The 23,097-nt window shown below is 51.7% G+C and carries 20 protein-coding genes; 18 read left to right on the top strand and 2 right to left on the bottom strand.

Translation table 11 applies throughout. The annotated features are described in order from the left end of the window. Window positions 1-138 precede the first annotated feature (138 nt). From RB297_RS18590 to RB297_RS18510, 17 genes are all read left to right on the top strand, one after another. The gene (locus RB297_RS18590; RefSeq protein WP_009592754.1) at window positions 139-660 is read left to right on the top strand and encodes a PRC-barrel domain-containing protein; all 522 of its coding nucleotides are present in this window, start codon (window positions 139-141) and stop codon (window positions 658-660) included. 11 nt (window positions 661-671) lie between these two features. After that, complete coding sequence (locus RB297_RS18585) at window positions 672-881, top strand: hypothetical protein (protein WP_015734058.1); 210 nt, start codon at window positions 672-674, stop codon at window positions 879-881. Window positions 882-1,040: 159 nt separating this feature from the next. Continuing rightward, window positions 1,041-2,108, top strand: coding sequence for an AI-2E family transporter (locus RB297_RS18580; protein ID WP_009592785.1), 1,068 nt, complete (start codon window positions 1,041-1,043; stop codon window positions 2,106-2,108). Window positions 2,109-2,530: 422 nt separating this feature from the next. Then, entirely contained in the window at window positions 2,531-5,158 is a 2,628-nt protein-coding gene (gene alaS, locus RB297_RS18575; protein WP_096772946.1) for an alanine--tRNA ligase, read from the top strand. A 218-nt stretch (window positions 5,159-5,376) separates the two neighbouring features. After that, window positions 5,377-5,637, top strand: a complete 261-nt coding sequence (locus tag RB297_RS18570; RefSeq protein WP_006208869.1) for an IreB family regulatory phosphoprotein — start codon at window positions 5,377-5,379, stop codon at window positions 5,635-5,637. A gap of 12 nt (window positions 5,638-5,649) precedes the next feature. Continuing rightward, window positions 5,650-6,063, top strand: a complete 414-nt coding sequence (gene ruvX / locus RB297_RS18565) for a Holliday junction resolvase RuvX (RefSeq protein ID WP_015734060.1) — start codon at window positions 5,650-5,652, stop codon at window positions 6,061-6,063. Between the two features lie 17 nt (window positions 6,064-6,080). After that, window positions 6,081-6,383 carry a DUF1292 domain-containing protein gene (locus tag RB297_RS18560; RefSeq protein ID WP_015734061.1) on the top strand — a complete coding sequence of 101 codons (303 nt, stop codon included), beginning with the start codon at window positions 6,081-6,083 and terminating at the stop codon, window positions 6,381-6,383. Further along, a complete protein-coding gene (locus RB297_RS18555) occupies window positions 6,383-6,694 on the top strand; it encodes a DUF1292 domain-containing protein (RefSeq protein WP_175320776.1) in 312 nt (103 codons plus the stop codon). The genes RB297_RS18560 and RB297_RS18555 overlap by 1 nt, the downstream gene beginning before the upstream one ends. 93 nt (window positions 6,695-6,787) lie before the next feature. Next, complete coding sequence (gene mltG, locus RB297_RS18550; RefSeq protein WP_375121123.1) at window positions 6,788-7,831, top strand: endolytic transglycosylase MltG; 1,044 nt, start codon at window positions 6,788-6,790, stop codon at window positions 7,829-7,831. Window positions 7,832-7,933: 102 nt separating this feature from the next. Further along, complete coding sequence (locus RB297_RS18545; RefSeq protein ID WP_375121101.1) at window positions 7,934-8,866, top strand: peptidase U32 family protein; 933 nt, start codon at window positions 7,934-7,936, stop codon at window positions 8,864-8,866. A 12-nt stretch (window positions 8,867-8,878) separates the two neighbouring features. Next, a complete protein-coding gene (locus RB297_RS18540) occupies window positions 8,879-10,219 on the top strand; it encodes a peptidase U32 family protein (RefSeq protein WP_375121100.1) in 1,341 nt (446 codons plus the stop codon). 218 nt (window positions 10,220-10,437) lie between these two features. After that, entirely contained in the window at window positions 10,438-12,612 is a 2,175-nt protein-coding gene (locus tag RB297_RS18535; protein ID WP_009592774.1) for a methyl-accepting chemotaxis protein, read from the top strand. Window positions 12,613-12,735: 123 nt separating this feature from the next. Continuing rightward, window positions 12,736-14,244 carry a spore germination protein gene (locus RB297_RS18530; protein WP_375121099.1) on the top strand — a complete coding sequence of 503 codons (1,509 nt, stop codon included), beginning with the start codon at window positions 12,736-12,738 and terminating at the stop codon, window positions 14,242-14,244. Window positions 14,245-14,250: 6 nt separating this feature from the next. Further along, complete coding sequence (locus RB297_RS18525) at window positions 14,251-15,357, top strand: GerAB/ArcD/ProY family transporter (RefSeq protein WP_375121098.1); 1,107 nt, start codon at window positions 14,251-14,253, stop codon at window positions 15,355-15,357. Next, window positions 15,350-16,501: a Ger(x)C family spore germination protein gene (locus RB297_RS18520; RefSeq protein WP_375121097.1), complete on the top strand. Its 1,152-nt coding sequence runs from the start codon at window positions 15,350-15,352 to the stop codon at window positions 16,499-16,501. Before RB297_RS18525 ends, RB297_RS18520 begins: the two co-directional genes overlap by 8 nt. A gap of 13 nt (window positions 16,502-16,514) precedes the next feature. Then, window positions 16,515-16,700: a hypothetical protein gene (locus RB297_RS18515; protein ID WP_015734068.1), complete on the top strand. Its 186-nt coding sequence runs from the start codon at window positions 16,515-16,517 to the stop codon at window positions 16,698-16,700. Between the two features lie 57 nt (window positions 16,701-16,757). After that, window positions 16,758-18,548, top strand: a complete 1,791-nt coding sequence (locus RB297_RS18510) for a peptidoglycan D,D-transpeptidase FtsI family protein (RefSeq protein WP_096772953.1) — start codon at window positions 16,758-16,760, stop codon at window positions 18,546-18,548. Here RB297_RS18510 and RB297_RS18505 read toward each other — a convergent pair. Beyond that, on the bottom strand, window positions 18,497-19,660 hold the full coding sequence (locus tag RB297_RS18505) for an AI-2E family transporter (protein ID WP_015734070.1): 1,164 nt from the start codon (window positions 19,658-19,660) through the stop codon (window positions 18,497-18,499). The two genes, RB297_RS18510 and RB297_RS18505, sit on opposite strands and share 52 nt — an antisense overlap. Before the next feature lie 143 nt (window positions 19,661-19,803). On the opposite strand from RB297_RS18505, the gene RB297_RS18500 reads away from it, so the two are divergent. Continuing rightward, window positions 19,804-21,186, top strand: coding sequence for a polysaccharide deacetylase family protein (locus RB297_RS18500; RefSeq protein WP_375121096.1), 1,383 nt, complete (start codon window positions 19,804-19,806; stop codon window positions 21,184-21,186). A gap of 131 nt (window positions 21,187-21,317) precedes the next feature. Here the strand turns inward: RB297_RS18500 and ilvD are convergent, their stop codons facing one another. Then, window positions 21,318-23,006 (bottom strand): dihydroxy-acid dehydratase, encoded by a 1,689-nt coding sequence (ilvD, locus tag RB297_RS18495; protein ID WP_015734072.1) that lies wholly within the window; start codon window positions 23,004-23,006, stop codon window positions 21,318-21,320. Between the last annotated feature and the right edge of the window lie 91 nt (window positions 23,007-23,097).

Below are 23,097 nucleotides of genomic sequence, written 5' to 3'. Positions count from 1 at the left end.
ATGTTAAGGGATTTCTCCTTCTACGGAATAGGGGGTATGCGTTCGTCCATTTCATCCTTGGAAATTGCCCGTCGGTCAGCGTTTTTTGGGAACCGCGGTTGATTTCAAACCATGAAGGATGAGGAGGTGTCCACGGTTATGAAACTTCAAGAAATGATCGGACTGGCTGTATTCGACGTGGAGAACGGTAAGGAAATCGGCAAAATCCACGATTTTATACTAGATGAGAACTGGTTGATTACCGGATTGGAGCTTGAAGGCAAGGCTTTGTTTTCCTCTCATGTGAAAAGCGTCTCATGGGAAGATATCGTAGCCTACGGGGAAGATGCCGTCATGATCCGGAGCCAAGAGGCTGTCCGCAAATTGGGCGCCAACGATATACCGCTTACGTACCTTTTGGGCAAGCGCAAATTGAAAGAGATGCAGGTCCTGACAGAGGATGGTGTCCTGCTCGGTCGTATATCGGATGTTTATTTTGAGCAGGAACAGGGCAATACAATACTAGGGTTGGAAATATCCGATGGATTTGTCTCGGATTTGATCGAAGGTCGCAAATGGCTGCCTTGCACAGCGGAAATGGCTATCGGCGAGAGTGCCGTCATGGTACCCCCGATGAGCGAACAGCGTCTGGAAAAAGCCATTAATTCTGTGAACGGATAGGGTGAGGTAGGATGAAATGTCCAAACTGTAGTTCCAAAGATATCGGAAAAATCGGCTCCCACCAGTTTTATTGCTGGGGTTGCTTTATCGAATTGACGGTTAACGGAGAGAAAATGTCCGTATACCAGGTAGAAGAGGACGGCACGCTCAGCTCGCTGGATGATTTGTTCTTCGGCGATGACATGCAGCCGGATTTTCCTCAGATGCACGCGTCTTCCTGAAGAACGCGTACATAGCGTAAGATCAACGACTCCTTGCTTAAGGCCCGTGCGGCTGAGTAGCAGGAGTCTTTTTCATTTTGGCCGGCGGAAATGTTAGTTTATTTCTGGAAGCTTGTACATATACTACAGGGTAGCTTTCGAAAAAAGGAGGGTGCCTGTGTGGAACAGCTGACCGAGAACAAATGGTTTCGGTTGTTGGTTTGGTTGATGCTTGGACTCATCTCCCTTTATTTTGTCTGGCTGCTGCGCCCGCTGTTTCTGGATGTCTATCGCTTTCTTAAGGCCGTCCTGGCGCCATTTTTGGTTGCCATGATCATATCGTATGTGTTGAATCCGATTGTATGCACGCTCTCTGACCGCAAAGTTCCGCGGAGCATTGCGGTGCTGCTCATTTATGCCGTCTTCCTGACTTCGCTGGCCGTCATTCTGATCAATATGATTCCGATGCTGATCCGGCAGCTGGAGGAGCTCAACGAGCACTTGCCTGAATTATCGATGAACGCCCAAAGCCTGATGACCAATCTGGACAGCAGGCTGCTGCCCCCGGGAGTAAGGACAGGCGTCAACAGCTGGTTCCTGCAGATGGAGTCGAGGCTGGCCGGTGGAATTTCGGATTTCATGGACAATATCGGCAACACCATCAACATCCTGTTTAATGTGTTAATTGTTCCGTTCCTGATCTTCTACATATTAAAAGATTTTGAGGTGTTCCAGCGAACCGCCGTATCCTATCTGCCGCGGAGCCGCCGGAAGTCGATCGTCACGCTGCTGAAAGAGATCGACACGGCCCTCGGGAATTATGTCCGCGGACAATTTCTGGTATGCTTGATCATCGGCGTTCTCGCTTACGTGGGGTACATGATCGTGGGCATGCCGTACGCGCTGCTGCTGGCCAGCATCGTGGCGGTGTTTAACATCATCCCGTATCTAGGCCCCTTTCTCGGGGCAGCTCCTGCGCTTGTGATGGCATCCACGATTTCCTGGAGGATGGTGCTGCTGGTGGCGGTGGTCAATATGGTCTGCCAGACGCTGGAGAGCAATGTCATCTCGCCGCAAGTGGTCGGCAAGAAGCTGCATATGCATCCGCTTCTGATCATATTTGCGCTCCTTGTCGGCGGACAGGTGGCAGGAACCGTGGGTCTGATTCTGGCCGTACCGGTCTTTGCCGTCATCAAAGTGCTGCTGCAGCATGTTTTCGCTTATTATGTCAGGAAGAAATCCGGTTGACCCCTTCGGCCGATAACCAGGCATGTTCATGCATTGACAGATGGATTCCCCCTATATATACTTGAAATGATAAACCTATAACCGTTAAAATCGATGACAAAATCGAGTAGGCTTTGTGCACCTTGCCCAGAGAACAGGTTCCTGCCCGGAGAATTTCCGGCTGGCTGCGAGAACCTGGAAGCGTCCCTAGCCGAATGCTAATTTTCGAGTGTGATTCAAAATTCACCGGGCGGCTCCCGTTATCAAGCTGTTACGAGGCGATCGTCGTATTCGTTATCCAAGGAAGACATGCTGGAGGATGAATGGACGATAACCAGGGTGGTACCGCGAGAACATTCGTCCCTGAATTATATTCAGGGGCGTTTTTTGTGTTCGGATACAGATGATTGTGTCCCTATATTATGACTGAAGGAAGTGTAGAGATGAAAGCTAGTGAGATCCGTTCCAAATGGCTAGAGTTTTTTGCAGAGAAAGGCCACAATATTGAACCGAGTGCATCGCTTGTACCGCATAATGACCCGTCCCTGCTCTGGATTAATGCAGGCATGGCTCCGCTCAAGCCTTACTTCGACGGGCGCGTGAAGCCGGAAAATCCGAGAATTGCCAACTCGCAGAAATGCATTCGTACCAACGATATCGAGAATGTCGGCAAGACCCGCCGGCACCATACATTCTTCGAAATGCTGGGCAACTTCTCCATCGGCGACTATTTTAAAGAAGAAGTGATCACCTGGGCCTGGGAATTCCTGACGGACAAAAAGTGGATCGGCTTCGATCCGGAGAAGCTGTCCGTAACCGTGTATCCGGAGGACGAGGAGGCCTATAAACTGTGGAACGAGAAAATCGGTCTCCCGAAGGAGCGCATCATCAAGCTGCAGGATAACTTCTGGGATATCGGCGAAGGACCATGCGGACCTTGCACCGAGATTTTCTATGACCGCGGCGAAGGATACGACACGGAGGCACCCGAATCCGAAATGTTCCCCGGCGGCGAGAACGAACGCTGGCTTGAAGTATGGAACCTCGTGTTCTCCCAGTTCAACCACAACAAGGACGGCAGCTATACACCGCTTCCGAACAAGAACATCGATACGGGCGCAGGTCTGGAGCGCTTTGCTTCCATTCTGCAAAACGTGGCTTCCAATTTCGATACCGACCTGTTCCAGCCGATCATTCAGAAGACGGCAGAACTTGCCGGCGTAAAATACAACGAGAAGACGGAATACGATATCGCTTTGAAAGTCATTGCAGACCACATCCGTACGGTTGCATTCGCGGTAGGCGATGGCGTGCTGCCTTCCAACGAAGGCCGCGGCTATGTCATCCGTCGTTTGCTCCGCCGCGCGGTTCGTTACGGAAAGGTGCTCGGACTGGACAAACCGTTCATGTATACTTTGACCGGAACCGTAGGCGATATTATGGGAGTATACTACCCAGAGGTCGTTGAGAAGCGCGCCTTTATCGAGAAGGTCATTGCGACGGAAGAAGAACAGTTCCATAAAACGCTCTCGGACGGCTTGAACATCCTGGCTGACGTCAGCGCCGAAGCGAAAAAGCAGGGCAAATCCGTCATCAGCGGCAGCGACGCGTTCAAATTGTACGATACGTACGGCTTCCCGTTTGATTTAACGGAGGATTATGCGTCCGAACACGGATTGACCGTGGACCGCGAGGGCTTTGATGCCGCGATGAAGGAACAGCGTGACCGTGCGCGCGCAGCCCGTCATGAAACGGAAAGCATGAAGGTCCAAGGCGGCGTTCTTTCCGATTATACGGTTAAAAGTGAATTTGTTGGATATAATGACACCGTCAGCGAGGCGAAAGTGCTCGCCATTGTGTCCGGTGACAGCTTTGCGGACAGCGTCAGTGAAGGCGAGACCTGTCAGGTCATTCTGGACGTTACCCCGTTCTATGCGGAAAGCGGCGGCCAGGTCAGCGATCAGGGGATGTTGGAAGGCGGATCCGTGCGTGCCCGAGTGGAAGGCCTCTTCAAGGCTCCGCATGGACAGCATGTGCATTTCGTAACCGTCGAGCTCGGCGAGCTCAAAGTGGGCGATACGGTCAAGGCGCAGGTCGACTCGGCTATGCGCAATGACATCGTCAAGAACCATACAGCGACTCACCTTTTGCATAAAGCGTTGAAGGAAGTGCTTGGCGATCATGTCAATCAGGCAGGTTCCCTTGTCGAACCGCAGCGTCTGCGTTTCGACTTCTCCCACTTCGGCAGCATTACGCAGGAGGAACTGGCCGATATTGAGCGCCGCGTGAATGAACAGGTATGGAAGAGCGTTCCGGTCGTTATCGAGCGCAAGGCCATTGATGAAGCGAAGGCGATGGGCGCCATGGCCTTGTTCGGCGAGAAATACGGCGATATCGTCCGTGTCGTTCAGGTCGGGGATTACAGCATCGAGCTGTGCGGCGGATGCCATGTGGACAACACGTCCCAGATCGGAATCTTCAAGCTGCTTGGCGAGAGCGGCATCGGCTCCGGCGTTCGCCGCATTGAAGCCGTAACGGGACGTTACGCTTATGAGCACCTGGAGGGCCAAATGGACCTGCTCAAGCAGGCTGCCGGCTTGCTGAAGAGCAATCTTGCGGACGTGCCGAAGCGGATCGAAGGCCTGAACCAACAGGTGAAGGATCTTGCCCGGGAGAACGAGTCCCTGCAAGGGAAGCTGGGAGCCATTGAAGCCAGCCAGCTGACCGACAAAGTGAAGCAGGTCGGCAACACGTCGCTGCTGGCAGCCGAAGTACAGGCCGGCAGCATGGACGGACTCCGCGGCATCGCTGACGAATTGAAGGGCAAGCTGCCCGAGACCATTCTTGTGCTCGGCTCCAAAGCAGGCGACAAGGTGAATTTCGTCGTAGCGGTTCCGCAGGAGCTGGTGAAGCAGGGCTATCATGCCGGCAAGCTGGTTAAGGAAGTCGCATCGGTATGCGGCGGGGGCGGCGGAGGCCGTCCGGATATGGCCCAAGCCGGGGGCAAAGATGCTTCCAAGCTTGCCCAGGCGCTGCAGCATGCGGAGGACCTCGTAGCCCGGGGCGTGTAAACATGATTTGTCCAGATTGTGTACGGCAGGCGACCGTAAGCGGGAAGCGGCATTTGCTGTACACAATCCCGAATTTTTTGGAACACTCTCTAAATATTTCGCTTTGGATTTCCGTAGAGACTTAGGATTATGTTATGATATAACTAGATCAAGCTGGTAAATATTTATTCGACGAAGCATGGTAAACATGTTCTTTGAAGAAGCGAGGTGTGTCACACATGGACTCCATGGATAAGACAGTCAAGTTCAATGTAAAAGGTGATGAAAAGGAGGCTTCCGCCCAGGACATTCTACTTTCGGTATACGATTCGCTGGTAGAGAAGGAGTACAATCCGATTAACCAAATCGTAGGGTATCTTTTGTCCGGGGATCCCGCTTATATACCTCGGCACAATAATGCCAGAAGTTTGATCCGGAAAAAAGAGCGAGATGAATTGATTGAAGAACTGGTCCGGTTCTACTTAGCCAGTCACCGTTAGGAGCACACAGGGATGAAGAAGATCATGGGATTAGATTACGGGGACCGCAGAATCGGTGTTGCCATCAGCGACGCGTTCGGATGGACGGCCCAAGGGGTTGAAGTTATCGAACGCCGCCGCGACGAAGGCGAGCTGGACAGAATTGCCGCACTCGTCAAAGACAACGAGGTCGGCGAGATTGTGGTCGGCCTGCCTAAGAATATGAACGGCACGATTGGTCCGCGGGGCGAAATCTGCATGGAATTCGCAAACACGTTGCGAGAGTCCCTATCCTTACCCGTTCACCTTTGGGATGAACGGCTATCAACAGTATCCGCTGAAAGGACATTGCTTGAAGCCGATGTCAGCCGAAAGAAGCGAAAACAGGTTGTAGATAAAATGGCGGCAAGCTTGATTTTGCAAAACTACTTGGATTCTAAAAGGTAAAGGTGAGGGTGATTACAATGGCTAATGAGCATATTGGTATGGAAGAAGAACCGGAAATTATTTATATTCCCGACGATGAAGGCAACGAGGAAGAGTTCGAAGTCATCATGAAATTCGAAGTGGATGGCTCGGATGCCAAATATATGATGGTCGTACCAAGGGAGTCTGCAGAAGAAGAGACCGACGAGGTTTACGCCTTCCGTTATGAGGAAGACGGAGAAGACCTGAAATTGTTTATGATCGAAGACGATGAAGAATGGGCCATTGTTGAAGAAACCTTCAATACGCTCGTGGAAGAGCTGGACGGGAGAGACGAATGATGTCTGATTTTTCGGTTGAGAATATCGTATGGACCCAAGCCCTTAAGGAAGCATTCGGTGAGAGTGTTGAGCTTGAGGACGATAAAGGCCATCTCGAGGTTTATGATATTGCCGCCGAATTTGAAGTGGATGGTCAAGGATATGCCATTCTGGTTCAGCCGGACCGCACCGATGAGGAGTACGAGGTTCTCCGGATCGTGAAGAATGCGGATGGCGGATTGGAGCTGGCCACCATTGATGACGACGAGGAATGGGAGAATGTGTCCGAGCTCTACGATGAGCTGACGTTTCCCGAGGGAGACGAGGACTAAGTTCCCTCCTGCAGGGCACATGCTTAATTTTCAAATGAAAGTTCAGGAAGGGGCGGAGCTGTCCGCCCCTTTTGGTGTGAAGGGATGAGTAGATTGAAGAAACTGGCAATAGCAGCATTGGTTCTGATCCTCATTGCAGGCGGGGCCGTATTCTACGTATGGAATGGTTTGCAACCCGTTCAGAGCTCGGAAACTCCCGTCGAATTCTCCGTGGAGTCCGGCATGAGCACATCCTCTATCGCCGATCTGCTTGAGGAAAAGGGACTGATCAAAAATGCTCTCATACTTAAAGGTTATCTGAAGCTTAGCGGCGAAGGCAGCCGTCTCATGGCGGGCACCTATGAAGCAACGCCGGGCACTCCCTTCCAGGAGCTGTTATCCAAGATGAACAACGGCGAAGTGAAGCCTGAGGAAATGGTCCGTTTCACGATCCCCGAAGGATATACGATCCTTCAGATGGCGGAAACCATCGCTCGCGAGAGCGGCATCGACGAGAAGGAGTTCCTGGAGGTTGTGGATCAGCCATCCGGCTGGAATGTGCCCATAGCGGAAGAGATTCCCGCAGAAGCAAATCTGAGGCATCATCTGGAGGGCTACTTATTCCCGGCGACCTATGAACTGCCGAAGAAGGATCTAACGGCAAAAGGGATCGCAGAGACCATGCTGAAGGAAACCGAGAAGCGTTTGGCTGAAATTCCGGATTGGGAGAGCCAGCTGGAGGCGCGAGGCGTGACGTTCCATGAGCTCATGACCATCGCTTCGCTGGTGGAGCGGGAAGTGGTTGCGGACCAGGAGCGCGCCCTGGTAGCCGGCGTGATTTATAACCGGCTGGACGAGGATATGAGGCTTGAAATCGATGCGACCGTTCAATATCTGTTAGATAAGCCGAAGGAGCGGCTGCTTTACGCCGACCTGGAGGTCGAGAGCCCGTATAACACTTATCGTCAAAAGGGACTTCCGCCGGGGCCTATCTCGAGCCCGAGCCTGGAATCCATTCAGGCAGCCCTGAACCCGGAGAAATCCGATTATTTGTTCTATGTGACGAAGAAGGACGGTACGCAGGAGCATCTCTTTGCCAAAACGTACAAAGAGCATTTAAAAAACATCGAGGCCAGCAAAAAGATGGCACAACAATAATATGACGTGTTCAGCAAGTCCGATTGCGGCAGGCAGGCGACGCCTCAACCCTACGGCATGAAAGAGGCTTGTTGAACAACCTCTAATAGGGAGGAAATCATCATGAGTATCAAACCTGAATTATTGGCGGCAGCCGGCTCCGTGGCCGATGCTGCTGCTTACTTGGAAGCCGGAGCCGATGCGCTGCTTGTCGGCGAAGACCGCTTCGGCATGAGATTGCCCGGCAGTTTGACCCTGGACGAAATTGCGCAAGTCGTGCAGCTTGCTCACGGGCATGGAAGCAAAGTGTACGTAAGTTTGAACAACTTAATGACCAATGATTTGCTGCCGGAGCTTCCCGCTTATGTTAAAGCGATCGGAGACATCGGAGTGGATGCGGTGGAATTCAACGATCCCTCGGTGCTAACCACCGTAAAAGACTTGGCTCCGCAGGTAAAGCTCCACTGGAATGCGGAAATGACCGCCACCAACTATTCAACGGCCAATTACTGGGGAAGCAAAGGCGCCTCCCGGGTTATTCTGGCGCGTGAATTGAATATGGACGAAGTCACGGACATGAAGCCGCAGCTTCAGCTGGAAGCGCAGGTCCAGGTCCACGGCATGACCAACATCTATCACTCCAAGCGGCGCCTGGTGAACAGTTACATGCAGCAGCAGGGCAGACCGGTCAATGACGGCAGCCTGGGCAAAGAGCGAGGCCTGTTTCTCATCGAGGCCGAACGCCAGGACGAGAAATATCCGATCTATGAGGATATCAATGGCACCCATATCATGAGTTCGGAGGATATCTGCATTCTGGAGGATCTGCATCTGCTGATGGCAGCAGGCGTGGACAGCTTTAAGGTGGAGACCCTGCTGAAGCCGCGCCATTACAATGAGGTTGTAATTCGAACGTATCGTAACGCGATCGATCTCTATGCTGCAGACGCTTCAGCTTATGCATTTCAGGAAGAGTGGATGGACGGAATCCGCGCGATTCAGGATCCGGAACGCGAATTGTCGTTTGGATTTTTCTACAAGGAACAAGTTTATTAAGGAGGGGACAGCATGGAAGCAATGGCACAGCCAAAATACAAAGGCAAACGCTATCGCCTGGACAAGCCGGAATTGCTCGCCCCGGCCGGTAATTTGGAAAAACTGAAATTTGCGGTGCATTATGGCGCCGATGCGGTATATATCGGAGGACAGAAATACGGCCTTCGTTCGAATGCGGACAACTTCAGCTTCGAAGAAATGAAAGAAGGCGTGGAATTCGCCAGGAAATACGGCGCGAAGGTGTTTGTGGCCACCAACATTTATGCGCATAACGAGGACATCGAAGGCATCGAATCCTACCTGCGAAGCCTGGAAGAAGCAGGCATTGCAGCGATCATCGCTGCCGATCCGGCGATTATCGAGGTTGCCAAGCGCGCTGCGCCTAAACTTGAAGTGCATCTGAGCACGCAGCAGTCCACGCTCAATTGGCAGGCCGTGAAATTCTGGAAGGACGAAGGATTGCCGCGGGTCGTACTGGGACGGGAGGCAAGCCTGGAGGAAATCGCAGCGATTAAAGAGCATGTTGACATTGAGATCGAAGCCTTTATCCATGGAGCAATGTGCTCCTCGTTCTCCGGCCGCTGCGTATTGTCCAACCATTTTACGGACCGTGATTCCAACCGGGGCGGATGCTGCCAATCCTGCCGTTGGAAATATGATTTGTTCGAGGATGGACGAGAAGAGCAGGGACATTGGGTGTCGGAAGAGCAGCAGCTGATGGAACAGCCTGCCCCTGCTCCATCCCCGTTCAAACCGGGCGTTACCCAGATCCCGCTGTTCCAGCCGGAAGATAATCAGTTTACGATGGGGTCGAAGGATCTCTGCATGTTGGAGCATATTCCGGATCTGATCGAGGTCGGAATCGACAGCTTCAAGATTGAGGGACGGATGAAATCGATCCATTACGTTGCGACCGTGGTCAATGTGTATAGACAGGCGATTGATTCTTACATGGCCGACCCTGACCATTATGTATTGAAGCCGGAATGGATCGAGGAAATTAATAAAGCGGCCAACCGACCGCTGAATACTGGATTTTTCTATGATACGCCGGACCATGAGGATCATATTTATGAACCGGAAGAGAAGGCGGTGCCTTATGATTTCGCGGGATTGGTGATGGAATATGACGAACACTCGGGAACGGCCGTCATCCAGCAGCGGAACCACTTTAAGCCGGGGGATCAAATCGAATTTTTCGGGCCGGAAGGGACCTTCTTTAAGCAGACGGTTGGGCCTATCCAGGATGAGAATGGAAGCGAACTGGATGCAGCTCGCCATCCCCTTCAGCTCATTCGCATGAAGGTGGATCAGCCGGTGCGTCATTTTGATATGATGCGAAAACGCAAATGATAATAAAATACAGTTCTTAAGAACTACACAATTGAGAATCCGGGTCTGTGGATGGACCTTGGATTCTTTTTGTTTACAAAAAAATTAGGATTTAAGAATTATTTTTTTGCGAAAACCCAAAGGAAAACACCCCCAATTGTCGAAATAAAGAGTAACGAATACGTTTCAGGGGATTGGACCGACGTATTAATAATATGATTGTGGTAGGTGAACAGCTAATGTCAGAAGTTGAGCAGCATGATAAGAAACCGAAAAAGGACAAGAAGCCCGGGGGAAACAAAGAGAAAAAGAAAACGCCTTCGGCATCATCAGGGATACATACTGCCAAGTCGTTCGTTTCCAACATGGGAACGGCCATAAGCCGGATGCCGATGAACCCGGCAAAATCCGTCGGAATCCGGTTGTTCCTGATCTTTTTGTCAGCCATTGTATTTTTTGTGATCGTCCTGGGGTATCTGTCTTACAACAAGGCAAAGGACACGATTGAGAAGAATGCTGCGAACGGCAATCAGCAGACGATTATCCAAACCTCCGAGAAAATCGACATCATTCTGGATAAGTACGAGAATGCCGGCAGACAAATCTTCTATGACATTGAATTGCAGAAGTTGTTGTCCGAGTACACGGATAAGAAGTTAAGCGAGTACGATGCGTTTACGGTAGAGCGGACCATCCGCGATAAACTATCCAATCAGATTACGTCGGACTCGGCCATCAGAGCCATTTATTTGATCCCTTCCAAGGGAGAGAAGATCATATCCGCAGGACAATCCTCGGAATCCTCCAAAACCGTCCTTGAGCAAAGCTGGTATGCCGAACTGAAGGAAGGCGACAAGAAGATTATGTGGCTGCCAACGATGCAGAACAGCGGTGCTCCGTATTTCACGATTGCCCGCTCCTTGGGTTCCATGAACGACCTGACGTCTACGTATGTCGTCATGTTTGAACTGAACGCCTCGGTGCTGGATGCCCAGCTGAAGGGAATTAACCTTGGCGAGAACGGTCAACTGCAATTGATCAGTCCGGAAGGCATCGTTGTTTCCTCCAGCGATTCCTCCATCGTGGGTTCGGAAACCGCTTGGACGTTTGCGAAAGAGTTTCCGGCCGACACCAAAACGGATGACGTAAGAACGAAGGATGAGGAAGGAAGAAATGTACTGGCGGTTTACAATACGCTGAGCACGAACGATTGGAAGCTCGTAGGCTCTGTCCAAACCAGCGAGCTCACGAAGGATGCCTCCAGCATACTGGTCATCACGCTGATCGTGGCTGCGATCGACGTTATTTTTGCCATTCTGATCGGTATTTGGATGGTAAGAATGATTGCCCGTCCGATAGGCAAGCTGAACCTGCTGATGAAGGAAGGCGCTAAAGGGAATTTGAATGTTCGTACAGACCATAAGAGCCAGGACGAAATCGGTCAGCTCTCGGCCAGCTTCAACGATATGATGGAGCAGATTACCGGACTCGTGCAGCAAACGAGCAATACCGCCCAGGAAGTGCTTCGAACGGCTGCAGAATTAAGCGATGCCTCGAAGAAGACTGCGATTTCGGCCAAAGAAATTGCCGTGGCTACCGAGGAAATTGCGAACGGAGCCAGCAGTCTGGCAGTTGAAGCAGAGCGCGGCAGCGATCTGACCAACAACATCTCGAAGCAGATGCAAATCGTTGTTACGGCTAACGAAGAGATGGGCAAATCGGCCCGTCACGTAGAAAGCTCCAGTGAGCTGGGAACGAAGCATTTGAGCGACTTGCTGGATAAGACCCATCAGACCGAGGATATGACCCGCTCGATGATGCATAAGGTTGATGGCTTGAAGGAAACGACATCTTCGGTTGCCAAAGTGCTTGATGTGCTTCAGAACATCACCAAGCAAACGAACATCCTCTCCTTGAATGCAACGATCGAAGCGGCCCGTGCCGGAGCAGCCGGTAAAGGCTTCATGGTCGTAGCCGATGAAATCCGCCAGTTGGCAGACCAATCCAGGCAATCCATCGATATGGTCAGCCAAATTACGGACCGCATCATGGCCGAGATGAACGAAACCGTGCAGGTACTGCTCGATGCGAACCCGCTCTTCAAAGGTCAGATGGATGCCGTTAAGGAAACGAACGATATCTTCGTATCCGTTCAACAGCAGATGGTAGAATTTATCGATCGCTTGGATTCCGTCACGCATTCCATTGATGAGCTGAATGAATCTCAAAATGTGCTTTCGGAAGCGATGAGCAATGTGAGCGCGGTAGCCGAAGAATCCTCCGCAACTTCGGAAGAGGTGGCTTCTCTCTCCACAGAGCAGCAAAGCGTCAGCAGTCAGCTGGTCAATCTGTCAACACAGCTTGAGAATGTATCGAATGAGCTGAAAGAGACCTTGTCTCGTTTTAGATTATAGAAAGTTGTTTCATAGGCTGTTCCATCCGTTAAGCGGGTAGGAGCAGCCTTTTTTCTGTTACGGATAAAAATGGATTTCAGAGGGTATCATAACGGAGAATATGGTTGAAGGAGTCGAGGTCACATGAAGACGAAGCAGCCTGGCCAAACGCCTGAATTCCTGTCAACGCACCTAAAGGAAAACCTGGAAACATTAAGTCTGTTGCTCAATGACCCCAGCGACCTCACCACCAAAGTGCTTCAGGTTGGGGGCGTTTCATATACCTCAGCCATTGTCAGCTTGGAAGGATTATCCGATCAGTTGTTGATTAAGGAGCAGATTATCCAGCCGATTCAGCATAACCCGGAGCAATACGCGTCATCCATGAAGGATGTGCGGCATGTTCTCCATGAAATCGAGAATCGGATGATATCCCTGCAGATCACCAACCGAACGAGACGCTGGGATGAAGTCATTCCGGTCATTCTTTCGGGCGATACGATTCTTATGCTGGAGGGTACGGAAGAGGTCCTGCTGATCAAAACCCGCAAATGGCCGGGACGGAGCATTGAGGAACCTCAAACCGAAGCGCTGGTGCGCGGCCCGAGAGTAGGATTTACGGAAAGCATCTACACCAACATCTCCCTGCTGCGAAGACATATTCGCGAGCCCAATCTGACGATCGACCCCCATACCATCGGCAGGCGATCGAACCAGTCGCTTGCGGTCGTCTATATTAAAGGATTGACGAATCCGGAGCTGATCGAAGAAGTCAACCGCCGGCTGAAGTCGCTGGATCTCGACTATGCCCCTGAATCCGGGACGGTGGAGCAATGGATCGAGGACAGCTTTTTATCGCCGTTTCCCCAGATCCTCAATACCGAGCGACCGGATAAAGTCACTTCCGCCCTGCTGCAGGGAAAAGTAGCGATTTTGCTGGACGGTACCCCTTTTGTGCTTCTGCTTCCGTTTACTTTCATTTCCCTGTTACATTCCCCGGAGGATTATTACGAACGATGGAGCATTGGTTCGCTGATACGTTTGCTGCGTCTTGTGGCCATCGGAATTACCTTGTTTCTTCCCGCGCTGTATATTGCCATCCTGTCTTTCCATCCCGGCATGATCCCGTTTAAGCTCGTATTCTCGATTGCTGCTTCACGGGAAGGGGTGCCCTTTCCTGCAGTGATCGAAGCCTTACTGATGGAAGTTACACTGGAATTGCTGCGCGAAGCGGGAATTCGCCTGCCGAAACCGATAGGTCAAACGATCGGTATTGTCGGAGGACTTGTGATCGGGGAGGCTGCGGTTCAGGCGGGGATCGTGAGCCCGATTATGGTCATCATCGTGGCACTGACAGCAATATCCTCCTTTGCCATTCCGTCTTACAGCGCAGGCATTTCTTTTCGAATGCTGCGCTTTGCGATCATGATTGCTGCAAGCTTTTTGGGACTGTATGGGATCGTGCTGACCTTTATCATGATCTGTATCCACTTGATGAGGCTGCATAGTTTCGGAATCCCGTATCTGAGTCCCATTGCCCCCTCTGTTCAGCACGATTGGAAGGATATGTTTATCCGCGTGCCGGTGACTTGGCTTACGCTCAGACCTTTATTTATGAAGCCCCAGGATATCCATCGGGCAAAAAAGCGGTGATTCGTATTGAACCTTAACCAACGAAGCAGTCAAACAATCGGCAGAAAAGAGATTATCTACTCTGTCAGCAATATGATGATTGGATTCGGAATCCTCACGCTCCCCCATACGATTGCGAAGAAGACCCAGTTCTCGGATGGCTGGATGCCGATCATTCTGGGCGGCATGATCGCATTTGTATTTGCTTGGGCCATCGGCGCATTGGCTTCGAGGTTTCCCGGTAAAAACTATCATGCAATGGCCTCGATGATTTTGAGCCGAAAAGCAGCCCATGCGTTGACGCTGTTAATGAGTCTCTACTTTTTGTTATTTGTCAGTTATCAAGTGCGCGGCGTTTCTACGATAACGAGGCTGTATTTATTCGATAACACGCCGGAGGAAATCATCGGACTGGTTTACTTGCTGGTATTAATCTATGCCGTTGCCGGTCCAAGCATCGCTTTGGTGCGCTTGAACCTGATTTTCTTTCCAATCGTCGTCACGATTTTGCTGCTGATCGTCCTCTTGAATCTTGGAAGCTTAAACATGCACTTTCTGCTGCCTGTGTTTAAAACCGATTGGAGAAGAATCGTTGCCTCTTCGAAGGATACGGTATTCTCCTACCTCGGACTGGAGATCATGCTGTTCTACAACATCTATGTCGCTAGGAAAAGCAAGCTTCCAGGCTCTATCTTACGCGGGCTGATGATACCGATCTGCATATACTTTGTTGTTTTTGTGTTTGTCATTGGCGTTTTTGGACCGATGGTGGTTTCCAATACGCTGTATCCGTTAGCCGAATTGGCCAAAGAGGTTGAAGTTCCGGGAGGAATATTCGAACGGTTTGAATTTTTCTTTTTTGTCATCTGGTTGATGACGTTGTTCAGCACGAATGCGATGGCGTTTGACGTGGCTTTATTGGCGTTGGAATCCGTATTCCCTAAACATCGAAGATTTACGATGATCCTTGTTCTTGGACCGGTACTGTTCATCCTCGGTTTATTGCCGAGCTCGCTCCGAGAACTCAACGTATTTGCCGAATGGATCAGTTATATGGGGGTCGGATTCGCATGGGTGCTTCCGGCACTGCTGCTCTTGATCGCTAAAGTTCGGGGGGTGAAGGGGGATGGCTAGAAAACTCCGGATGTTCCTGGCGCTTATGCTGTTATGGCCGACAGCCGGCTGCTGGGACCGCATCGAAATCGAGGAGCGCGGATTTGTAGTCGGCACGGCTCTTGACGCGGCAGAGGAAGGACAAATTAAGCTTACGTTTCAAATTGTCGTGCCTACGCAGATGAAAGGCTCCAGCGGCCAAAAGAGTGAGGGAGGGAGCCCTTTTATCAATCTGTCCTCGACCGCGAGCAGCGTATTCAAAGCCGCCCGGAAGATGTCGAATGAGATCAGCCGCTCTCCTTACCTGGCCCATAATCAAGTGATCATTATCTCCGAAGCGCTAGCCGGAACGGAGCACATAGGCGATGTACTGGATTTGTTTGTCCGGGATCCGGAGAACCGGCGAGCTTCCAATATTATGGTCGCTGAGGGAGAGGCAAGCAAGATCCTGGAGATCCATTCAAAGATTGAAACCCTGCCCGTGCAGTACATTCGTTCGACGCAAGAAAATAAGGACAAAAGCGAATCCATCACGCCTCCAACGAATATGGGGGAACTGCATCATTTCCTGTTGTCCAAGTCGAGTTATGCGCTGCCCCGGGTATCGATCACGCAAGACGACAGAGTATCCACCAGCGGCGCGGCTGTGTTTAACGGCGAGAACTACAGGTTCATGGGATTCCTGGACAACGATGAAACCACGGGCCGGAACATGATGCAGGGAACGGTAAAAACCGCATCCCTGGAACTGGTCGTTCACGGCAAACAGCTCGTTTATGAAGTCAGGGAATTCAACCGGATCATTCGAGTCCATCTGGACGATCGCGGACTTCCCGAGTTTGACGTTGAAATTTCGGTCAGAGGCAATATTGGGGAAGCTGAGATGGAAGAGAGCGAAATCGTTCGCGAACTAAACGGGGAGATCAAACGCAAGACGGAGGAACGGATCAAGGAAATCGCAATGGATGTCATTCGAAAGGCCCAGAACGATTATAAATCGGACTTTTTGGGCTTCTGGAAGAAATGCCAAGAGCAGGAGTACGAAACTTGGAACCGTTACAAGGACGACTGGGACCGAGGTCAAAACATTTTTTCGCAATGCAAGATCCATGTGCACGCAGACGCAAGAGTCCGAACCATTGGAACCATTACCGGGACGGAATAAGGAAGGCAGGTTGATGGAATTCATGGATCTTCGCTACGATATTTTGTTAAATCCGCTTGTCGTGATTGGTATACTGCTGCTCATCCTCGTACCGTTGACCTTATTCCAAACGAACCGGTATCTGCACAAATACGGGGATCCGCCCTGGAAGCAGCCGGAGAAACCGGATGATGGTGCAGAGAGAAGCGAACATGATTGAGTCAGGTTCCATATGGAAATAATGAGGAAACAAAGACTCAATTGGAGGAGCGGAAACATGAGGCTAATCCGCAATAAACGAATTACATACGGATGGCTGATTTTGACGGTACTGATTGCTATTTTGACGATGCGCCTTGCTTGGGTGCAGCTCGTGATGAAGCATCAACGGGTCCCCGGAAGCCGGCATACAATGGTGGAGGCATCGCTTATCCAGCGGGAACGGGGCATCGTGCTGGATTCGGGCCGCGGACATTTTACGGATCGCAACGGAAAACCGCTCACAGGCAATTTGATCTGGACAGCCGTATTGTTTCCGGCCGGCGAGAAGGAGCTGAGGAACGCCCATCATCAGGTTGCCAAGCTGGCCCGCATCCTGGGAACGGACACGAATCAGTTGCTGCAAATCTGGGGCAAGCTAAAGGAGCCGCAGCTGTGGCATGGAGCGGATTCCCGCATTCCGCGTTCCTTGTCCAAGGAGCAGATCGAGCAGATTCGCGAGCTTGAGCTCCCCAAACTCAAGGTTCTTCCTTATGAGCAGCGGTACGGTAATCGCCAATCGGGCATGCAGTGGCTTGGTTTTGTATCCGGCCAGCGTAAGGAAAGCCTGTTCTTTCAGGATTATCCGGAGATTTCGGGAACCAGCGGACTGGAGAAGACGATGGATTCGCTGATCCGGGGTGAAGGACCTACGGTCGTCTATTTTCCGGTAAACAGCACGAATGAAGTGATTCAGGATATGAAGCCGATGGTGAAGGCGCCGGACAATCGGTACTATCCGTTACGGGTATCCACAACGATCGATATCGACATTCAGCGGGGGATCGAGGACATCACGGAAAAAGCGGGCATGAAAGAAGGGGCGGTTGTCGTGCTGGATGCACGCAATGCCGATATCGTGGCGATGGTATCCAGACCGTTTTACAATCCGGAGCAGATACATCCGAAAGACGGTCAGTGGGAGAATCGCGGATTGAAAGCGGCCACGCCAGGCTCCGTGTTCAAGCTTGTCACGGCAGCGGCCATTTTGGAGAATGGTCTCAGCTCGCCAAACGAACATTTTCATTGCGATGGGGAATACGGCAAGTTCGGATTGTCCTGCTGGAAAAAGGGCGGGCATGGAACGATTGATCTGCGCGAGGGCTTTGCGGAATCCTGCAACGTCGTATTTGCCACGCTTGCGGAAAGATTAACCCCACAGCAAATAATCTCAGCGGCATCCGCGCTGGGCTTTGGTCAAAGCGTAGGCTGGCAATCACAGCAGTTTTTAGGGCTTCGCTCATTTGCACCGTTGGATCATGAAGAGAAGGGGACGGTCTTTTCAGGCTCCGCGGATGCCTCCGATGCAGGCGTAAGAGTGCAGACAGGCATAGGCCAAAGAGACGCTGCCGTATCTCCGCTCCAAGCCGCTAATGCGATGGTGACGCTGCTTCATGGCGGGGTGAAGAGCAAGCCGCGTATTGTGAAGCAGATTCGGTACGCGAACGGCCAGTTGCTTCAGGATACGAATCCGCTGTACGAACGCCCAGCAGGAAACGGTATTTCCCGGGAAACCTCTTCGATCCTGCTCGAATGGATGGAGGATGTCGTTCAAGAGGGAACAGGAAGCGCTTTGAATCATCGCAAATGGACCCTTGCAGGCAAATCGGGAACCGCTCAGGTCAAAGTAAAGGGCCGCGCCCGAAACAACCAGTGGTTTGTCGGGTACGGCCCGGTGGAGAAGCCACGTTATGCGGTGGCAGTATTGGTGGAGAATCGGAGCACGAACAGCAGCAATCAGGCAACCGAAATATTCGGTCAGGTCTCCGATTTCTTGGCCTCGGTTGAAGCGGGCTCCGGCTCCGCGTAAGAGCGGGACATATCCCAAGGGGACACATCGAATTCTTCGCTCGGCAGATGGATCCACTGCTTCAGATATCCCTGCGCAAGCAATTCCTTGATGAGAATCAGCAGGATGGGAGCCAGAATCAAACCGGCAACCCCAAATATCGACAGGGAGATCATCATAAAGGACAGCATCAGAAAGGCGGAGGATACGCCGATCGAGTTTCCCGTAATTTTAGGCTCAAGCAGCTGTCTGGAAATGACCACAACGGCAAGCAGAACGATCAAGCCGATTGCAAGCCCGGTGTTGCCTACAATGAACAAATAGGTGATCCACGGAATAAGAATAACGGGAACCCCGAGCAGCGGCAATACATCGAATACGGCGCAGATAAGCGCGACGGACAGGGAATTGCCCGTACCTAATATCAAGAGTCCTATGTATACAATGACAAAGGTGATGCTGACCAGCTTCATCTGGGCTTTAATATAAGAGCCGATTGCCTTGAATACATTGTCCTTCAGGAAAACGAAAGCCGTCTTAAGCGTCTTCGGCGTCTTGTCCTTGGCGATTCTCCGCCAGCTGCCGATTTCCGTGCTCAGGAAGAAAGCGAGGATAATCGCAACCCCGAAATTCGCGATGAACGAGGAGAACGACCCCATGAATCCAACGATGTAACGGAAGAACGACTCGGCAGCGCCCTGGGCAAAGGTGGTAATGTCTTGGAAGTAACCGTTCAGGCGGTCCGTCAGATCCGGCGGCAGCGCGTCGAGCTTCGTCTGCAGGAACATCAGGGTTTCCGAGAAATGCTTCTGGATCGTTTGGGTGTAAGCCGGCAAATTGTCCTGCAGGTTCATGAATTGCGATACGATGAGCGCTCCGGCTCCAAACAGGATGCCAAGGATGACGAGCAGGAAGAGCAGAACGGATATCGCCGCGGCGAAGGGCTTCGGAAGCCCCCTGCGGTGCAGGAATTTGGAGAAAGGCTCAATAATCAGGAAAACGAGGAAAGATAAAAACACCGGAGCCGCAATCTGGTAAAGCTTGCTGAATATGAGCATGATCAAGTAAACCGTAAGCACGATTAAACCTATATCGAAGGCGGTTCTCCAATATTTTTTATACAAGGGAAGCATAGTGGGATATCGGCTCCTTTATACTTTATTGATAGATATCATTGTACACGATTTGCGAAAAAAAAGCCTATTTCTTTAAGTGCTATGATAAAATAATAATAGTGTCTTTCATTAGAAAAAGAAATAAAAAGCGGGGAGTTAGCATGCAAACGTTACTGCTATGGTTGTTTTACCTTTCATCTTTTTATGCATTCATTCCCGGCATCCTGACCCGGATATTCGGTTTTCGAGTATTTCGCAGGGGAACAGGCTTGGAAGACTTCGCCTTAACCTTTGATGATGGTCCTGATCCGTTCTATACGCCAAGACTGCTGGATCTATTGAAGCGGTATAATATGAAAGCGACTTTTTTTCTGGTCGGTTCCCATGCCGAGAAGCATCCGGAGGTCGTCAAACGCATTCATAGCGAGGGTCATCTGATCGGGATTCACAACTATGTTCACAAGAGCAATTGGTTAATGCGACCCGTGACCGTCCGCAAGCAAGTCAAGCGCACGGACGATATCATCTACGCCATAACCGGCGAGCGCTCGAGATATTACAGACCGCCTTGGGGAATCGTGAATCTATTCGATTTTGCCAAGAATACCGGCTGCCGCATCATCTTATGGTCCTCGATGTTTAATGATTGGCGAAGCAAGATCGGCGCTGACAAGCTGACTCAGCGTATGCTGGCCAAGCTGAACGGCGGCGAGGTTATGCTCCTCCATGACTGCGGTACGACGATGGGAGCGAACCCCGATGCGCCGGAGCAAATGCTGATTGCCTTGGAACGCGTACTGAAAGTCGCAGAGCAGAAAGGAATGAGAAGCATCCGAATCGACGACATGATGGCTAAGGAAAGCAAAGCGAAAGCGAAGAAGCTGTCTCCTCTCAAGCGGTTGATCGTCTCATTGTGGCTCTTGTGGGAAAAAGCATTTCATGCGGTGTTCGCGCTCGAAACGGTTAATCCGGAGGATCCGATGCTGCATTTCCGAAAGCGTGCCTTCACCGGCAAAACGGTCGTGATGGAAGACGGCAGCCGGCTTGAGAAGGGAGACCAGGTGCTCGAGCTCCACTTTGACAACAAAAAATTGTTCGAGATCGGCAGCCGCTCCCGCTCGGAAGTGCAGCTTGCCATCAAAATGATTCGTGCCGTGCAGAAGGATTTGCCTTCTCTGGCGAACATGGTGATGGACCGGCCCGAGTTTAAGGATATCAAAGGTTTGTATGCCGTAACCATGATTTCGCGGGGCCCCGAGCAATTCGGATTCCATGTGATGGATTTGCCTCGGGGGCTGTTCGCAAGCTCGTCCAGACTGTATCTGAAACTGCTGCTCAGCGTCATTCACCCGAAAGGGCAGGCCCGCCTGAAGGAGGGCACCCAGATGATGGAGCCGAAAATGCTCATCATGCCGGTGGATGTTCTGATCGGACGTTATGCGGAGAAGAAAACGCAGGTTTTGCCTCCATCGGAGGAACAGCAGGAAGTTCAACAGGAGCATGCGGGTGATCTGGCGGTTGCCAGTGTATCGCAAGGCATGTAGTTCATCGAATCGATGGTTTCCGCTATTATGCATGGATTATCTCTTAGATGGTTTTGGTTATAAAAAAGGGGGTTATCCCCGCAGGCTGCTGCAAATGCCTGCGCGGGATAACCCCTTTGCTTTATTAAGGATTAGATTTTCAATACGCCGCCAGAGCTGGCGTTGGTCACAAGCTTCGAGTAGCGGGCAAGGTAACCGGTTTTCACTTTCGGTTCGAACTCAACCCATTTGCTGCGGCGTACAGCCATTTCCTCTTCGGAAACGTCCAGCAATTGAATCGTCCGTTTATTCAGGTCCAGCTCGATGATATCCCCGTCTTCAACGAAAGCGATAGGTCCGCCTTCAGCCGCTTCCGGCGAGATGTGTCCGATGCTGATGCCGCGGGAAGCGCCGGAGAAGCGTCCGTCAGTGATCAGACCGACTTTGGCTCCAAGCCCCATGCCTGCAATCTGCGAGGTCGGCGCCAGCATTTCCGGCATGCCCGGTCCGCCCTTCGGCCCTTCATATCGAATGACAACCACATGGCCTTCCTTGACCTTGCCGTTGGCAATGCCGCTTAGCGCCTCGTCCTGGGAGTCAAAGCAGATGGCAGGTCCTTTATGGTATCCGCCAACCGACGGATCGACCGCACCGACTTTGATGATGGAGCCTTCAGGAGCCAGATTGCCGTACAGTACCGCGAGTCCGCCGCGCTCGGAATACGGGGAATCGATCGGATGGATGACGTTCTCATCCTGGATTTCACAGCCCTCTACGTTCTCGGCCAGCGTTTTGCCGGTTACGGTAATGCAATCCCCGTGCAGTGCGCCGGGCTTCTTCAGAAGCTCGTGCAGAACCGCGCTTACTCCGCCTGCCAAATGCACATCCTCGATGAAGTAATCCGAAGCCGGAGCCAGCTTGGAGATGTGTGGAACGCGGTCAGCGACTTCGTTGATCCGCTCCAGCGGGTAATCAAGGCCGGCTTCTTGGGCAAGCGCCAATGTATGAAGCACCGTGTTGGTGGAGCCGCCCATCGCCATATCGAGCGCAAACGCATTGTCGATAGCTTCCAGGGTTACGATGTCACGCGGCTTCAGGTCCATTTTGACAAGTTCCATCAATTGTTTGGCCGATTGTTTAACAAACTCTCTGCGCTCTTCGGCGATGGCAAGAATGGTGCCGTTGCCCGGCAGAGCCAGACCCAGCGCTTCGGCGAGGCAGTTCATGGAGTTGGCGGTGAACATGCCGGAGCAGGATCCGCAGGTTGGACATCCGTATTGTTCCAATTCCAGGAGCTCATCGTCATTGATTTTGCCGACCTGGTGAGCGCCGACGCCTTCGAATACGGAAGTCAGGGACAATTTGCGGCCTTTGCTGTCCACGCCGGCCTTCATCGGTCCGCCGCTGACAAACACCGTCGGGATGTTAACGCGCAGGGCGCCCATCAGCATGCCGGGCGTAATTTTGTCGCAGTTCGGGATACACACCATACCGTCGAACCAGTGGGCGGATACAACGGTTTCCAGGGAATCCGCAATGATCTCGCGGCTTGGCAGCGAGTAGCGCATGCCGATATGTCCCATGGCAATTCCGTCATCCACGCCGATGGTGTTGAACTCGAACGGAACGCCGCCGGCTTCACGGATCGCATCCTTCACGATCTTGCCGAATTCCTGAAGATGCACGTGACCCGGAACGATATCGATGTAAGAGTTGCACACGGCGATGAACGGTTTGCCGAAATCCTCTTCCTTAACGCCTGCTGCACGCAGCAAGCTGCGGTGCGGCGCGCGGTCAAAGCCTTTCTTGATCATGTCTGAACGCATTTTTTTGGTTGTCATGATGTCGATTTCCCCCCAGATCTATTTTAAAATTGTTACGCTTTAGCGCGGTCTTCCGGCAAAGCAGCCGGGTACCTGTAAACAGCGAATA

This window comes from Paenibacillus sp. CR_12 (assembly GCF_041953985.1).
GTDB classification, from domain to species: Bacteria; Bacillota; Bacilli; order Paenibacillales; family Paenibacillaceae; genus Paenibacillus_AQ; species Paenibacillus_AQ lautus_A.
The sequence above is the reverse complement of the archived record's forward strand: the minus strand, read 5'-3'. Positions and strand labels throughout refer to the sequence as shown.

Bases quoted from the DNA above. Each gene is read 5' to 3' on its own strand.
- RB297_RS18515 (WP_015734068.1), top strand. From the start codon at position 16,515: ATGGAATTCATGGATCTTCGCTACGATATTTTGTTAAATCCGCTTGTC.
- RB297_RS18540 (WP_375121100.1), top strand. From the start codon at position 8,879: ATGGAAGCAATGGCACAGCCAAAATACAAAGGCAAACGCTATCGCCTG.
- RB297_RS18510 (WP_096772953.1), top strand. From the start codon at position 16,758: ATGAGGCTAATCCGCAATAAACGAATTACATACGGATGGCTGATTTTG.
- RB297_RS18500 (WP_375121096.1), top strand. From the start codon at position 19,804: ATGCAAACGTTACTGCTATGGTTGTTTTACCTTTCATCTTTTTATGCA.
- ilvD (WP_015734072.1), bottom strand. From the start codon at position 23,006: ATGACAACCAAAAAAATGCGTTCAGACATGATCAAGAAAGGCTTTGAC.
- RB297_RS18535 (WP_009592774.1), top strand. From the start codon at position 10,438: ATGTCAGAAGTTGAGCAGCATGATAAGAAACCGAAAAAGGACAAGAAG.
- RB297_RS18590 (WP_009592754.1), top strand. From the start codon at position 139: ATGAAACTTCAAGAAATGATCGGACTGGCTGTATTCGACGTGGAGAAC.
- RB297_RS18530 (WP_375121099.1), top strand. From the start codon at position 12,736: ATGAAGACGAAGCAGCCTGGCCAAACGCCTGAATTCCTGTCAACGCAC.
- ruvX (WP_015734060.1), top strand. From the start codon at position 5,650: ATGAAGAAGATCATGGGATTAGATTACGGGGACCGCAGAATCGGTGTT.
- RB297_RS18555 (WP_175320776.1), top strand. From the start codon at position 6,383: ATGTCTGATTTTTCGGTTGAGAATATCGTATGGACCCAAGCCCTTAAG.
- RB297_RS18545 (WP_375121101.1), top strand. From the start codon at position 7,934: ATGAGTATCAAACCTGAATTATTGGCGGCAGCCGGCTCCGTGGCCGAT.
- RB297_RS18560 (WP_015734061.1), top strand. From the start codon at position 6,081: ATGGCTAATGAGCATATTGGTATGGAAGAAGAACCGGAAATTATTTAT.
- alaS (WP_096772946.1), top strand. From the start codon at position 2,531: ATGAAAGCTAGTGAGATCCGTTCCAAATGGCTAGAGTTTTTTGCAGAG.
- RB297_RS18520 (WP_375121097.1), top strand. From the start codon at position 15,350: ATGGCTAGAAAACTCCGGATGTTCCTGGCGCTTATGCTGTTATGGCCG.
- RB297_RS18570 (WP_006208869.1), top strand. From the start codon at position 5,377: ATGGACTCCATGGATAAGACAGTCAAGTTCAATGTAAAAGGTGATGAA.
- RB297_RS18505 (WP_015734070.1), bottom strand. From the start codon at position 19,660: ATGCTTCCCTTGTATAAAAAATATTGGAGAACCGCCTTCGATATAGGT.
- RB297_RS18585 (WP_015734058.1), top strand. From the start codon at position 672: ATGAAATGTCCAAACTGTAGTTCCAAAGATATCGGAAAAATCGGCTCC.